This is a genomic window from Singulisphaera photorubra (assembly GCF_045290345.1).
In the GTDB taxonomy this organism is placed as follows: Bacteria; Planctomycetota; Planctomycetia; order Isosphaerales; family Isosphaeraceae; genus Singulisphaera.
In genome coordinates, this window is the sequence record NZ_CP155447.1 from 6,056,548 (window position 1) to 6,069,563 (window position 13,016).

A 13,016-nucleotide genomic window follows, 5' to 3' on the forward strand; every position below is an offset into this window, starting at 1 on the left:
GGACAAAGTCCAGACTTTGACTCATTCCATATCGACTTTCTCGGCTGTGCTCTTCGGAAGGAAGCGGGATCATGGCGATGGAGGGGTTGGCAAGGCAGAAGTTGGGCCGCGAGGCCGACTGCCCAGAATCAACCCGCCGACTTCTTCCAGGTGAACTGCGGCACCCGTTCTGCATTCGCCGAGCATGCCACTAGTTTTTCCAACCGCGACAGGCGGGTCTTCTCCTGCTTGGCGCTTGCGACCCACCAACTGGCCGCCTTCCGGTACGACGCCGCCTGTTTCTCGAAGAATTCGCAGGCGACCGCGTTCCCGCGCAGGATGCCGAGATACGGCTCCGGTAGTTCAACACCGTCCTGTTCATGAGAATAAATGCCCGAACGGGCATCTTTCCGTTTCTCGAACGCGGCCAGCCCGCCGGGTTGCATCCGCCCCTGTTCGGTCAGTTCCTGAACCTTCCTGACGTTCACGCTGCTCCAGATGCTCCCAGCCTTCCGCGGGGTAAACCGGATCGTGTATCGGTCAACATCGACGCCCTTTCGAACGCCGTCGATCCAGCCGAAGCACAGGGCCTCATCCACCGACTCGGACCAGGTCATGCTCGGCTGGCCGGTTCCCTTCTTGTAAAAGCCCACCAGCAGAGCCTCTGCCTTGGAGTGGTTCCTGGCCAGCCAATTCCGGAACTCGACGGGCGTTGCGAAGTAAATGGCGGTCATGAAATCCTTCCAGCCGTCGGCCGGGCGGAGAGCCGAAGCTCAACTCGTCGGCCCCTCAGAATCATCAGCAGGAGCCCATTATAGCTGAGCTGTGAAGAATCGAGCGATCCGGCTTCGTCATTAGTACTACTCCGTTAGAAATTCCATCCTTTGATTCCAGCGATGAGCACATGGGTTGCAATAGGAACAATCCGGTCGGGCTCGCGGACTCAGCAGCCGCTGCAAGGCGCGACGGATGTCACCAAACCCGTAAATCTGGGAGTTAGCGAACCCGAATCGTTACGAGCCTGACAGGGGTTCAGTACGACCGTCGTACTGGACTCCATCGACAGGCGAGCCGAGGGCTTTCAAGCTGGGCCTGGACATCCCAGGCCCGCTCGGAGGCATCACCTTGGCGAAGCTCACAAGGGAGCAAATCGTGACGATCGGGGTCTTGCAACAGCGAGGTCAGTCCGCGTCCGAGACCGCTCGGATCTTGGGCGTCACCGAGGGCGCGGTGCGCTATCATCGCCGTCGCGCAGGCGACGCCGCTGATGGCCGGCGGAAATCCTCGCGCATCGAGCAACTGGGCCTGGCCGAGGCCGTCGCCCACTGGTGGCAGGCTCAGGCCGAGATCCTCCGCCAGGAGCGGCCCCCCAGCGTTCAACTCCTCCATGAGTTCCTCCGCGCCGAGTACGGTTATACCGGCTCCTACAAGTCGGTCCGCAAGTTCGTGCGGACCCGCTACGGCCGGCCTGCGGTACGCCCGTTTCGGCGGATCGAGACTCCACCCGGGGCCCAGAGCCAGAGCGACTGGGGCGAGTTTCGCGGCGTTGACCTGGGGGACCGCGACGGACTGGCGACCGTCTACGCCTTCGTCATGGTCCTCAGCCACAGCCGGAAAGAGGCCGTGGTCTGGAGCCGTTCCATGGACCAACTCGCCTGGCATCACGTCCACAACGAAGCCTACCGTCGGCTCGGCGGCGTTGCCGCGGTCAACCGGATCGACAACCTCAAGACGGGCATTGCGCGAGGGTGCGGGGACTGGGGGCAGATCAACGAACAATACCGTGTCTATGCTCGAACGATGGGCTTCCACGTCGACGCTTGCGAGGTCCGCTCCCCGGAACAGAAAGGGAAAACCGAACGCCGCGTGCGCGACTGCAAGGGCCTGAACATCTCGGGCCGGGGCTTCGACGGCCTGGACGGACTCCAGGCGTGGACCGATGCGGATCGGGCGGCCTGTGTGCTCAAGCGAATCTGTCCGGCGACCGGTCTCTCGGTGGCGGCAAGCTGGGAGGCGGAGAAGCCGTTCTTGCGGCCGTTGCCGGAATTGTTGCCCGAGCCGTTCGACCTGGTCAAGACGGCGCCGGTGCATAAGGATTGCTCGGCTCATTTTGAGGGACGCATCTATATTGTTCCATTCATCTACGCCGGCCGCGAGGTGGAAGTCCGCGGCTGCTCGGGATCGGTGCAAATCCTCGATCCGCAAACCGCCGTGGTGCTGATCGTGTACCCGCGGCACACACCGGAGCGAATCTTGATCGATCCGGCGTGCTACGAGGGACCGGGAACCGCGGAGGTGATCCCGCCCAAGCCGTTGGGGCGGATGGCCCGGAAGCTCCAGGAACTGGCGTCACAGCCGGTGGAGCAACGGCCGGTGGATCTGTACGCGGCCTTGGCGGAGGCCGCCCGATGACCACCAAAGGAGGCGGAGCAGCCCTCGAGTCGGAGCGGCCCTCGGCGTTGCCCGCCAAGGCCGTTCCGGTCGACCTGGGGACGTTGGTGGACCAACTGGTGAAGCTGGGGTTGGACTTCGCGGCCGAGGCCCTGCCGGCGATCCTGACCCGTGCGGTCAAGGAGGACCTGGGCTCGCCGGCCTTGCTGGAACAGCTCCTCCACGGCGAGTTGGAGCGTCGCGAGGAGCGGCGGGTGCGGACCTCGCTCCGGCTGGCGGGATTGCCGACCGGCCAGACGCTGGGGAACTTCGACTTCGCGTTCCAGCCGGCGGTGCAGCGGTCGAAGCTGGAGACGCTGGGGACCTGCACCTGGCTTCGGGAGAAGCAAGGCCTGTTGATCCTCGGTCCACCGGGCGTAGGCAAAACGCACCTGGCCATCGGGCTTGGGGGGCGGGCCGTGGAGACGGGCTTCTCGGTGGCGTTCTTCCGGCTGGAGGAGTTGCTGCACGCGACGTGCAAGGACGCCGATGTCCCGCCGACGCGTCTGAAGGGAAAGAAGTACATGAAGGCGGGTTTGGTGATCATCGACGAGGTGGGTTTCGAAAACTTCACACGCGAGGAGGCGAATCTGTTCTTCCGGCTGGCGAGTTATCGCTACCAGCGTGGTTCGCTGTGCATCACGTCGAACAAGTCGATCAAGGACTGGCCGGAGATGCTGGTCCGCGATGAGGTGATCACGACGGCGATCCTGGACCGGCTGCTGCACTCGTGCCACGTGCTGAACATCCGCGGTCGCAGCTATCGGCTTCGCGACCTGGATGACGACCTGAACGGGCGGTCGTAAGTCGCGCCGGCGTCCCTGAGGTCAACGGATCGAGAGAAGTCCTTGGGATCAGGCGTGGCGGCCCTGGAGAAGCCGTCCACGAGGCGAGTGGGGAAAGTCAGCGGCTGGATCCGAAGGCCAAGGAGACGGCCGCTATCGAGGCAGGAAGTCACCGGCAATGTTCAGTAGTGGATATGTTCAGTGAAACGGCCTTGGAGGAGCCGTTCACGGCGGCGGAGGGGGGATAATAATGGGCTTGATCCGGAGACCAGGGACGGTCGCCATTGCGGGCGGGAACTGCCGGCAATGTACACTGGTGGATTTGTTCAGTCGCGGTGGCCTTGGAGGAGCCGTCCTCGATGCCGAAGGGGAAATCAGTGTCTGAAAGAATGAGTTCAAGGGACCTCGGTCGTGGAGGAAACTGGAGTTCAAGAGGTCGAGAGTTCGTAACGATTGGGGTCGAACCTACTGCCCTCTGTTGGACCTGGCAGGAACCAACAGGTCACGCGGGTGAATGCCAAAAATCCCAGAGAACGCCGAAATTGTAGCCGTTCATAGGACGGGAGAAGTGAAATCAGGCGGCTTTGATGTCTGACGTGCTGGCCGGCAAGAGAGAAGGGACGGCGTGACCGCGACGATCCGCTTCAAAACACGAGGTCAAGTAGTCCAGGACGTTACGACCCTGTTGCCGAGAGGTCGCCACCACGGTCAGCATCCGTTCCACGAACCGACTCTCCGCGCTGGCCGTCCCGCCGCTGATCCGCCGCCAGATTACCGCATGCCGCAACGAGCGTTCGGCCACGTTGTTCGTCGGCTCCACGCCCCGGACCCGAGCGAACGTCCACAGGCCCTCCTCCACCTTGAGGATCTCGAAGCAGGTCGCGGCCGTCTTGGCGCACGAACTCCGCGATCCCTCCTGAAGGGCCCTCTTGACCTCCCGTCGCAGTCGGCTCATCCGCTCTTGGAACTGGTCCCAGGGCACGGTCCCGTCACGAACCCGGTGCCAGTGCCGGAACAGTCGGTTCGACAATCCGAGCAACCGCTGTCCGACCCGCTCGCTACCACCACCCCGGTCGATCATCGCCTGAAAGTCGCGACGAAGATGAGCCCAGCAGATTTGCCGCCAGGACGCCATGATCCAGTCATAGGCGCTGAATCGGTCGCTGGTGACGACCTGGCCGTCTTGACTGCCCAACAACGCCCGGGCGATCGCGCCACTGCGGTTCTTGGCGATCGTGAAGACCGTGGTCAGGCGAGTCACCGTCACCCACAACCAGACCTTGCGAAGTTGCTCACGCCACGACGTCTCGTCGATGTTCGCCACCTCGGCCTGATGGACCGACAGCGCCAGTTCGTTGTAGGGAGCCTCCAGAGCCGCGGCCGACTGCCGTTCCAGCTTGGCGATCATCCCGGTGGAGATCGACAGGGTAAACAGATCGGAACTGACCTGCTGGATCTGCCGTTTGCTGAGACGATAGGCCCCGGCGAGCATGGCCAGGACGGCTTGAAGGTAAGGGCCGAAACAACCGCTCGGGACACCGGGGGGCAAGGCGCCGCAGGTCGTCTCACCGCATCCGGGACAGGTGAGACGATGAAGTCGATATTCATCGACGAGGGGCTCGATCTTGGGCAATTCGGCCACCTGATGGATCAACGGCTCGGGGTCGTCGCCCCGAAGCCCCTGACCGCATCGGCGACACGCCTCCGGCTTGCAGTGGATGGTCTGGCGCAACTTCTCAGGCGGCACCAAGGCACGGTGGGATTTGCGATGTCCCGGTTGCCCACCGCGCTTCTTGCCGCTGGCCGGAGCGGGCGGCCGCCGCTTCAGGCCGATCGGATCAGACGAAGGTGGCTTGGACGAGTTGGTGGAGTTGAGCTTGAGCCGTGCTTCGAGATCGCTGACCCGCGCTTCCAGGTCGGCGTGCCGCTGCTGCATCGCCACAAAGACTGCAGCGATGGCGGCCTGAGCGTCGGGCGGCACCGTACTCCAGAGGTCGTCAGGGATGGGCAGCGGATTCGTCATAACGCAGATATAGTGCCGTCATCGGCAACTTTCAATACCGGACTGTGAACGGCTACCCGAAATTCAAGGGCAGTCCTGGAGGAAACCGCCCGGTCAAGAGAGCGCCAGGCCTCGTAACAGTTCGGGTTCACTAACCTCGTAACGATTCGGGTCCATTGACACCCCTGACGCCTGATGGACTCTGACAAGCCGTCTAGCCTCACGCCGGACGCCATAATCAAAGCCCCATCGCTCAGCTTCATCGCGGGCCGGAGGGGCTTTTCTATGCGCGGGGGGGCCCACCTCTTCCTCTTCTGCCGCCCCGCTTGTCTCGCCTCGACCACAACGACGGGCGAACCATCCCGCAGTAGCCGAAGATGAGAATGAGCACAGCCAGCATCACGCTAACGACTTCTCATTTCATCCTTCCCGCTTGGAGATCCGCCGGCCAGGTCGCACGATCGCCCCGCGCCGGGCCGCCACCTGAAACAACCACGCGAAGCCCGACACGGCCGTCAGCCAGACCGCCGAGAATGCGTACAGATCGCGGATTGAGCCGTGGACCCCGTAGATGAGGCACGATCGGGTCGGGTTCGAGGGATCATATCGGACAGAAACCTCCCTCGACGCCTTGAGCCTGCGATAGATGCCGGCGTGCTCGTCGCGATCGCCGCTCATCATGTACCCGAAGGCGATCCGCGTCCCCTCGTATCGCTTGCCCTCCACCGCGTACGTGTACCGAGCCGTGACGCGATAGAAGTTGCCCCGTTCTGTGCCTGGCTGATGCCGCTTCATCGCCAGTTCGATCATGGTGCCTCGGGCGGTTGGCCATCCCTTGGGTAGCATGGAGAGGTACGTGCTCCAAGCCGCCATGCCGAGCACGACGAACCCGATCGTGGCGAAGAACGCCATGAGGAGATGGTGGGGTCGGCCCAGGCGGTTCATGCGTGAATCCTCGCGACCTGGCACGTTCATTCCTCTCTCGAATCTCCCTCGCCCGGTTCATACGAAGGCGTAGGCTTAGGTGGGCCGACCAGCATCCACGAGCGGTTCGCCGCCGGTCTCCGAGCCAGTCGTGCCATGACGACGAGGTTTACGAGGCTGAACATCAGGAAGGCGAATATACTTGGACGGACGATCCAGGCCAGGGATGAGCCAGGGGAACCGGATGACGTGGGATGCCACCCAAGCAAGTGGATGGCCTCACAGAGCGTGTAGCCTCAGGCTCGCCCGTTGAGCCGCTCGTAGACTAAAGTGCCTTGCTCTTCCGCCGTAAGGCCGTCAAACGCTCGCAGGCAATCGGCTGTTTACCGCCGTGCTACAGTGTATTTCCATGATGCGGCCGGCCACTTGCCCGTAGCGATGAAGGTTTCCCAGTCCGCTCGAAGCCACACTCGCGGGGAAAAAAGGGGGGGGGGACATAGCGCATTAACAACGCCATCGCGAAATATAACCGCAAACGGAATATGTTCTAGGTCCCTCTTTTTCCCTCGGTTACAGCAGAAGCAGCAACTGAAGGGATATTATGGCTGCAGGCAAACCAAATGACCCACTAGCTCATGCAGGGCGGATGACCTTCCCCGCTCAACAAGAACCCAGTCAGGGCCATGGTGAGTGTCGCTGCCGCACATGGTCAGTCGCAAGGCATCTCCTCGCGGCGAATCCGCTCCTGCCGACGATTGCCGACGCGGATGCCCAGCGGGAGCAGGAGCGCGTATGGCAGCCAGAGCAAGGGCCGGTAGAGTTGGGGGGTCAGCCAGAGGGCGGCCAGGAACGCGGTCACGGCGATCCAGACCAATGCCGACATCCTGATCATGAAGGCACGCTCGCGGGGCCCCGCAGCGTTCCTGATGCTGAAATAGGTCCCAACGACGCCGCCCAGCACGCCGATCACCGTACCGCCCACACCACCGATCAATCCAACAGTCCGAGGATCCATGCTCCTCCACCTCCGCCTGGCCATCAATTCAACGGCCAACGGGCGAGCTTTACCCGCCCATCGCCCCCGAACATCAATTCATGATCCCACGATTCAGTCAGCGCCGCAACAGGCCGACCGCTGAAGATCGCTGCCCAGCATCCTCAAAAGGCTCAAATCCAAAAACGCCCTGCACTGTTTTTTTGGCAGCCCATCGCCCAGTAGCGGTTTACGGATGTCTCCACCCTGGAATCCCTCATGAGCCGATCGCTTCGCGGTCCCGTTCTTAGATTTCAAAGGGGGCGTGTCCGTTCTTGAAGAACGGCTTCTACCTGGGATAGACTTTTTGGGTGGGATGGCGTGGGAGCTCGTCGCAGAGTCCGGAGGCGGGTTCGCGATCGATTCGGGTGACTCCGAAGGATGCGGAGTTTCTCGACAAGCGTTTCGTTCCTCGGGCCGTTCGCAGGATGAGGCTCCTGGCGGTTCGTCGTCTCACTCGAGTGGGGCATTCCTCCCTTTCCGGCTGAAGCAGGACACGTCTCGCAACGGAGCCTGGCCGGGATCACGGGAATCGATATTCCAAGGACTAAGATGTTCGAGAACCGTTCCTGGTCTCCCGGGCAGCGAGGCGACCCCTCCCTCCCCCGCCGTCGGCTCATCGTGGGTATCAGCGGAGCGACTGGGATCGTCTACGGCGTTCGGTTACTGCAGATCCTCCGCGAACTCGACGTCGAATCGCACCTTGTGGTGAGCAGGGCCGGCGAATTGACCCGCGCCTACGAAACGGCTCACTCGGCCGCCGATCTGCGGAAGTTGGCCGACGTCTCGTACCGGGCGTCCGACGTGGGGGCGGCGATCTCCAGCGGTTCGTTTCGAACCATGGGGATGGTCGTCGCGCCTTGCTCCATCCGCACGCTCAGCGAAATCGCGACGGGCGTGACGGGCACCCTGCTCACGAGGGCGGCAGACGTCTGTCTGAAGGAACGGCGGCGGCTCGTCCTCATGGTTCGCGAGACGCCGCTCCACGCCGGGCACTTGAAGAGCATGCTCGCCGTGACCGAGGCCGGCGGAATCATCGCACCGCCCGTTCCCGCGTTCTACAATCGACCGCAGTCGCTCGACGAGATGGTCCATCATACGGTCGCCCGCGTCCTGGATTTGTTCGATCTCGATACCCCCACGACGCGGCGCTGGGGAGAGACGTCGGGCGAAGGGTCGGCAGACGCCGGGCCGCCCGCCGAAGGGAAATGATTCAGGTCGAACGGAACTCGTCGGGCGAAGGCGCTCATCGCGTTCGAGTCGACCGAGGTGAGGCGAGGCGAGGGCGAAGATCGCGAGCCACATCAGGTAGCAACTCACGACGGTGGCCCGTATGCGAGTCGTAGCCTCCTTGTTGCTTCGGTTCTCAGCAAACCCAAAGTAACAGGATGCTGTGACTTGCGTCTATTCCAACGGTATTGGGGTTAAGCCGGAGGTGGCGCATGAGCTTTCTCGGGATGACTCACGCGGAGACGCGGAGAACACGGAGGAAGGAGAATTGATGAAACTTGACGAGACTGCATTAGCAACTGTGGACACGTTGATCAAAAATCAACAACCTCCTCCCCTCTCCGCGCCTCCGCGTGAATCAGGGTTAAGCCGGAGGTGGCGCATGAGCTTTCTCGGGATGGCTCACGCGGAGACGCGGAGAACACGGAGGAAGGAGAATTGATGAAACTTGACGAGACTGCATTAGCAACTGTGGACACATTGATCAAAAGTCAACAACCTCCCTCCCCTCTCCGCGCCTCCGCGTGAACCAGGGTTAAGGGCGATGAGTAAACGTCGCATGCAATAGAAAGAAACCGGGCCGAGCCTCATCGCGCAAGTCGACCCAAGCCACACATTGATGCGTATCGACCGTGGGGTGCCGGGTTGATGGATTCGGGTAAAAAAAAACGGCAAAGTGGCTACAAACTCCTCGTTTTCGCTTGAATTCCAAGCAAATCCGGCATGTTATGACCTCACCTAACAATCCACGCGATTACTTGAAAACACCTGGAGTCTTAACGTCCATGAAGCCGTTGTTGATCACAATAGCCATTGTCGTTTCTGGGTATCTCCCCGCGCAGGCCCAAGTAGCGGGCGGGCGAACCGTTTTGGCCACCAACACGACCGAGCTTCGCGAGGCACTGGCTGAGGCGAAGCCGGGCACGACGATCCGGATTGCGGCCGGGACGTATGCAGGGGGCCTTTTCTCCCGAACGCTCCAGGGGGAACCAGGGAATCCGATCGTGCTCACGGCGGCCGACCCGGAGCATCCTCCCGTCATCGATGGGGGGACCGTCGCATTACATCTTTCCAGCCCTGCCTATGTGGAGATCCGCCAACTCGTGATCACCAAGAGCACGGGTAACGGGTTGAGCATCGACGATGGGGGCTCACTCGATCATCCCGCTCACCATCTGGTCCTCCACGGATTGGTCGTCCGCGAGATCGGCCCCAAGGGGAATCGAGACGGCATCAAGCTCTCGGGGGTCGATGACTTTCTGGTCGAGAATTGCACCATCGAGCGTTGGGGGAGCGGCGGGTCGGGCATCGACATGGTGGGCTGTCATCGAGGCAAAATCGTCGATTGCACCTTCCGATACGAAGGGAACCTCGAGGCCAATGGAGTTCAGGCCAAGGGAGGGAGCCGCGACATCCTGGTGCAGCGCTCGCGATTCGAGCACGCGGGAAGCCGGGCGGTCAACGTCGGCGGCAGCACGGGCCTGGCCTACTTCCGCCCCAAGGCGCCTGGTTATGAAGCCAAGGATATCACGGTTGAAGACTGCACTTTCCTCGGGTCGCAGACACCGATCGCCTTTGTGGGGGTAGATGGTGCCTTGGTACGGCACAATACGATCTACTGTCCCAGTCGCTGGGCGTTTCGCATTCTCCAAGAAAACAAAGAGCCTGGCTTTGTGGCCTCACGTGGCGGCCGGTTTACCGACAACATCATCACTTACCGGTCGGCGGAGATGGGGGATCCGGTGAACATCGGTCCGAATACCTCGCCGGAGACGTTCGTGATGGCTCGCAACGCCTGGTACTCCCTCGACGCCCCCGCGCGGAGCCGACCGAAACTCACGCTCGAAGAGGTCGATGGAATCTATGGCACGGATCCCCAGTTCCACGACGCCGCGAATGGGGATTTGCGGCTCCGACCGGAAAGCCGCCTCGCTCAGTTCGGAGTGCGGGCCGACTCGAAAAGCGCGGTGAAGAGCAACCCGTGAAAACCGCGGCCCCGACTGGATTCGGCCAAATGACAGGGACAACGAGGAAAGCAGGGAACTCGCCCGCTCCGCTCGCCTGAAACCATCCAATGCGACCTGGTCCTTACCGCGATTGAGGTGCCTGTTGTTTTCATCGATCATGCACACGTTAATATTAACCTTGGTCGTCGCGAGTCTCGCGAGTGCCGCGGACGAGAACGAGCGCCGGCCGCGAGCCAGAGAACTCGGGATTGCGCCCGGGGTTTTCCCGCCTGGTCCTCTCAATGCGATCACCGACGTGGCCGGCCTGAAGGTGGGTCATACGACGATTATTGAGGGGGACGAGATCCACACGGGGGTGACGGCGATTCTGCCGCATGGCGGCAACCTGTTTCGGGAAAAAGTCGCTGGCGGCGTGTTCGTGGGCAACGCATTCGGCAAACTTGCCGGCTCGACCCAGGTCGAGGAACTCGGCACGATCGAGACGCCGATCGTCCTGACCAACACCTTGGCGGTCGGCACCGCGGTCGAAGCAGTCGTGGCTCATACGTTGGCCCAGCCCGGCAACGAGGAGGTCCGCTCGGTCAACGCCGTGGTGGGCGAGACCAACGACGCGGAGTTGAACGACATCCGCCGGATGCCGGTGACGCGAGCCCATGTGCTCGCGGCGATCCGCGACGCGAAGGAAGGGCCGGTGGCCGAAGGGAGCGTCGGAGCGGGGACCGGCACCCAGTGCTTCGGCTGGAAAGGAGGAATCGGAACCGCCTCAAGAACGCTTCCCGCGCGTTATGGCGGCCACACCTTGGGCGTGCTCGTGCAGACGAACTACGGAGGCGTGCTCACCATCGCAGGCGCTCCGGTCGGTAAGGAACTGGGCCGCTACTCGTTCGCGCCGCCGCGGAACGAGTCTCAAGGACGGGATGACGGCTCCTGCATGATCGTCGTGGCCACCGACGCCCCGCTCGACGCTCGTGACCTGCGCAGGCTCGCGGCGAGGGCGATCTACGGCATGGGACGCACAGGGGCGTCCTACGCAAACTCCAGCGGCGACTTCGCCATCGCGTTCTCAACCTCACCCGAGGTTCGCTCACAACACGGTGACATGAAGCCGCGGACGCGAACCCTCCTCCCCCCCGACGCTCTCTCCCCACTCTTTCAGGCGGCCCTCGAAGCCACCGAAGAGGCGATCGACAACTCGCTCCTCCAGGCGACCACCGTCAGTCGTCGCGGGCGAACGGCTGAAGCCATCCCGATCGATCGGCTCCGAGCCATCCTCAAGAAATATGGGACAACGCCCTGAGGGTCGCGCTCAGACGGATTTCCCACCGGGCGCCATCGCGCTCCAGGCTCACCCAATCATGAAGCCCACGAACACACCGATGAGGACCAATAAGACGAGGGCTGTGAATCTGGCCACGGGCTCCCGACGAGGGGGCTCGGGCCTGGGGTAGTCAGGTGTCACTCCCGAGGCCAGCATCCGATCATACAGATGCGGATGCACCTCTTTCGAAGGCCCGACCACCGGCATCAAGTTCGCTTCGTACAGCTTTTCGAGAGCGCGAGCATAGGTGCCTGCGATCTCCCCCTCGTGGACATGACCAAGCCGGTCCGAGCGTTCCTCCATGCGTCGCCCGAATCGTCCGAGCAGAATCCAGCCCAGGGAATAGACCGCCAACGGGACCATCGCCACTTCGATGCCGTAAGAACCCCAAAGAGGGATCGCCGCCACGGCGACGACCGAGAGATAAGCCCCGGCCACCCGGGTCATGTACACGATTCGCGGTTCATTGAGATGTCCCAACTCGTGCACGGCGATGGCCACCAGTTCCTCATCATTCAGTGCATCGAGAATCGGGCTGGTGAACACAAGCTGTTTGGTCACGGGCAAGGCAAGCGCCATGGAGTTCGGCGAGTGAAGCTCAATGACCGCTCGGGGACGAACGCCGACCCGATCAACGGCTCGCTCGACAATCTCCAGCAAGCGCGGCGAGGCTGGAACAACCAGGCCGAGCCGAACGAGCGGGATCAACCATGCTCCGGAGACGAAGAACGTCGCGATGGCCGTCCCCAAGGCCAGCACAGCCGCGGCGGGCCATCCGATCCGCGTCGGAATGAGGGCGATCAAGACCGCGAGCACGAAAAGGCTTGGGGCGACAAAAATCCAGAGGAGGGCCATTCCCGGGGCACCTGGCTGGCGGCTCGGCCGACACAACCGCCGCTCGAGTCGCGCCCCAACGACCAGAACCCCGAGCGACGCCGCGAAACCGACAGTGGCCCCGGAGATCGACGCTCCGGAGTGGAGTTGAGTGCGTGTCAGGAAGACGAAGATCAGACCGCCGAAGCAGATCGGCAACAAAGTGGCGTTCGAAACCACGATCTGACGCGCAGGATAAGCGAGCCTGGCCCGCTCGAACCAGGGTTCATCGTCCGCATGACGGATCTGTCTCAAGGCGATTGTCACCGCGAGCCAGGTGACGACCCACCGAAGCCGAACGACGCCAGTCCCAAGAGCAAGGCAATCGGCACGATCAACAAAGTCATCAAAGCCATCTCCCTCGCCGTCATGCGCCGAGCCGTTCGAAAACGGCCCGGCAGTGAGGGCGGGCCGACGCAATAAGTGAGCCTGGTCGATCGAAGATATCAAAACGGGTGGGTTATTCCCATGAAAT

General features: G+C 62.3%; 10 protein-coding genes. 5 read left to right on the forward strand and 5 right to left on the reverse strand.

Features of this window, described 5'->3' with window-relative positions:
• Positions 1 to 128: 128 nt before the first annotated feature.
• Positions 129 to 713, reverse strand: coding sequence for a YdeI/OmpD-associated family protein (locus tag V5E97_RS22880; RefSeq protein ID WP_406693854.1), 585 nt, complete (start codon positions 711 to 713; stop codon positions 129 to 131).
• 391 nt (positions 714 to 1,104) lie between these two features.
• On the opposite strand from V5E97_RS22880, the gene istA reads away from it, so the two are divergent.
• On the forward strand, positions 1,105 to 2,391 hold the full coding sequence (gene istA, locus V5E97_RS22885) for an IS21 family transposase (RefSeq protein WP_406693855.1): 1,287 nt from the start codon (positions 1,105 to 1,107) through the stop codon (positions 2,389 to 2,391).
• Complete coding sequence (istB, locus tag V5E97_RS22890; protein ID WP_406693856.1) at positions 2,388 to 3,215, forward strand: IS21-like element helper ATPase IstB; 828 nt, start codon at positions 2,388 to 2,390, stop codon at positions 3,213 to 3,215. Before istA ends, istB begins: the two co-directional genes overlap by 4 nt.
• 553 nt (positions 3,216 to 3,768) lie before the next feature.
• Here istB and tnpC read toward each other — a convergent pair.
• The 3 genes from tnpC to V5E97_RS22905 form a co-directional block, all read right to left on the reverse strand.
• Positions 3,769 to 5,217, reverse strand: a complete 1,449-nt coding sequence (tnpC, locus tag V5E97_RS22895; protein WP_475297054.1) for an IS66 family transposase — start codon at positions 5,215 to 5,217, stop codon at positions 3,769 to 3,771.
• A 399-nt stretch (positions 5,218 to 5,616) separates the two neighbouring features.
• Positions 5,617 to 6,141, reverse strand: coding sequence for a DUF3592 domain-containing protein (locus V5E97_RS22900; protein WP_406693858.1), 525 nt, complete (start codon positions 6,139 to 6,141; stop codon positions 5,617 to 5,619).
• Between the two features lie 688 nt (positions 6,142 to 6,829).
• Positions 6,830 to 7,135 (reverse strand): hypothetical protein, encoded by a 306-nt coding sequence (locus V5E97_RS22905; protein ID WP_406693860.1) that lies wholly within the window; start codon positions 7,133 to 7,135, stop codon positions 6,830 to 6,832.
• 570 nt (positions 7,136 to 7,705) lie between these two features.
• On the opposite strand from V5E97_RS22905, the gene V5E97_RS22910 reads away from it, so the two are divergent.
• From V5E97_RS22910 to V5E97_RS22920, 3 genes are all read left to right on the forward strand, one after another.
• Entirely contained in the window at positions 7,706 to 8,365 is a 660-nt protein-coding gene (locus tag V5E97_RS22910) for a UbiX family flavin prenyltransferase (protein WP_406693862.1), read from the forward strand.
• An 803-nt stretch (positions 8,366 to 9,168) separates the two neighbouring features.
• The gene (locus V5E97_RS22915) at positions 9,169 to 10,368 is read left to right on the forward strand and encodes a right-handed parallel beta-helix repeat-containing protein (RefSeq protein ID WP_406693863.1); all 1,200 of its coding nucleotides are present in this window, start codon (positions 9,169 to 9,171) and stop codon (positions 10,366 to 10,368) included.
• 139 nt (positions 10,369 to 10,507) lie between these two features.
• A complete protein-coding gene (locus tag V5E97_RS22920) occupies positions 10,508 to 11,647 on the forward strand; it encodes a DmpA family aminopeptidase (protein ID WP_406701200.1) in 1,140 nt (379 codons plus the stop codon).
• A 48-nt stretch (positions 11,648 to 11,695) separates the two neighbouring features.
• On the opposite strand, the gene V5E97_RS22925 is transcribed toward V5E97_RS22920, so the two are convergent.
• Positions 11,696 to 12,796: a M48 family metallopeptidase gene (locus V5E97_RS22925; RefSeq protein ID WP_406693864.1), complete on the reverse strand. Its 1,101-nt coding sequence runs from the start codon at positions 12,794 to 12,796 to the stop codon at positions 11,696 to 11,698.
• Positions 12,797 to 13,016: the final 220 nt, after the last annotated feature.

Coding starts and splice junctions, on each gene's coding strand:
- V5E97_RS22880 (WP_406693854.1), bottom strand. CDS start 713: ATGACCGCCATTTACTTCGCAACGCCCGTCGAGTTCCGGAATTGGCTG.
- istB (WP_406693856.1), top strand. CDS start 2,388: ATGACCACCAAAGGAGGCGGAGCAGCCCTCGAGTCGGAGCGGCCCTCG.
- tnpC (WP_475297054.1), bottom strand. CDS start 5,217: ATGACGAATCCGCTGCCCATCCCTGACGACCTCTGGAGTACGGTGCCG.
- V5E97_RS22900 (WP_406693858.1), bottom strand. CDS start 6,141: ATGAACCGCCTGGGCCGACCCCACCATCTCCTCATGGCGTTCTTCGCC.
- V5E97_RS22905 (WP_406693860.1), bottom strand. CDS start 7,135: ATGGATCCTCGGACTGTTGGATTGATCGGTGGTGTGGGCGGTACGGTG.
- V5E97_RS22910 (WP_406693862.1), top strand. CDS start 7,706: ATGTTCGAGAACCGTTCCTGGTCTCCCGGGCAGCGAGGCGACCCCTCC.
- V5E97_RS22915 (WP_406693863.1), top strand. CDS start 9,169: ATGAAGCCGTTGTTGATCACAATAGCCATTGTCGTTTCTGGGTATCTC.
- V5E97_RS22920 (WP_406701200.1), top strand. CDS start 10,508: ATGCACACGTTAATATTAACCTTGGTCGTCGCGAGTCTCGCGAGTGCC.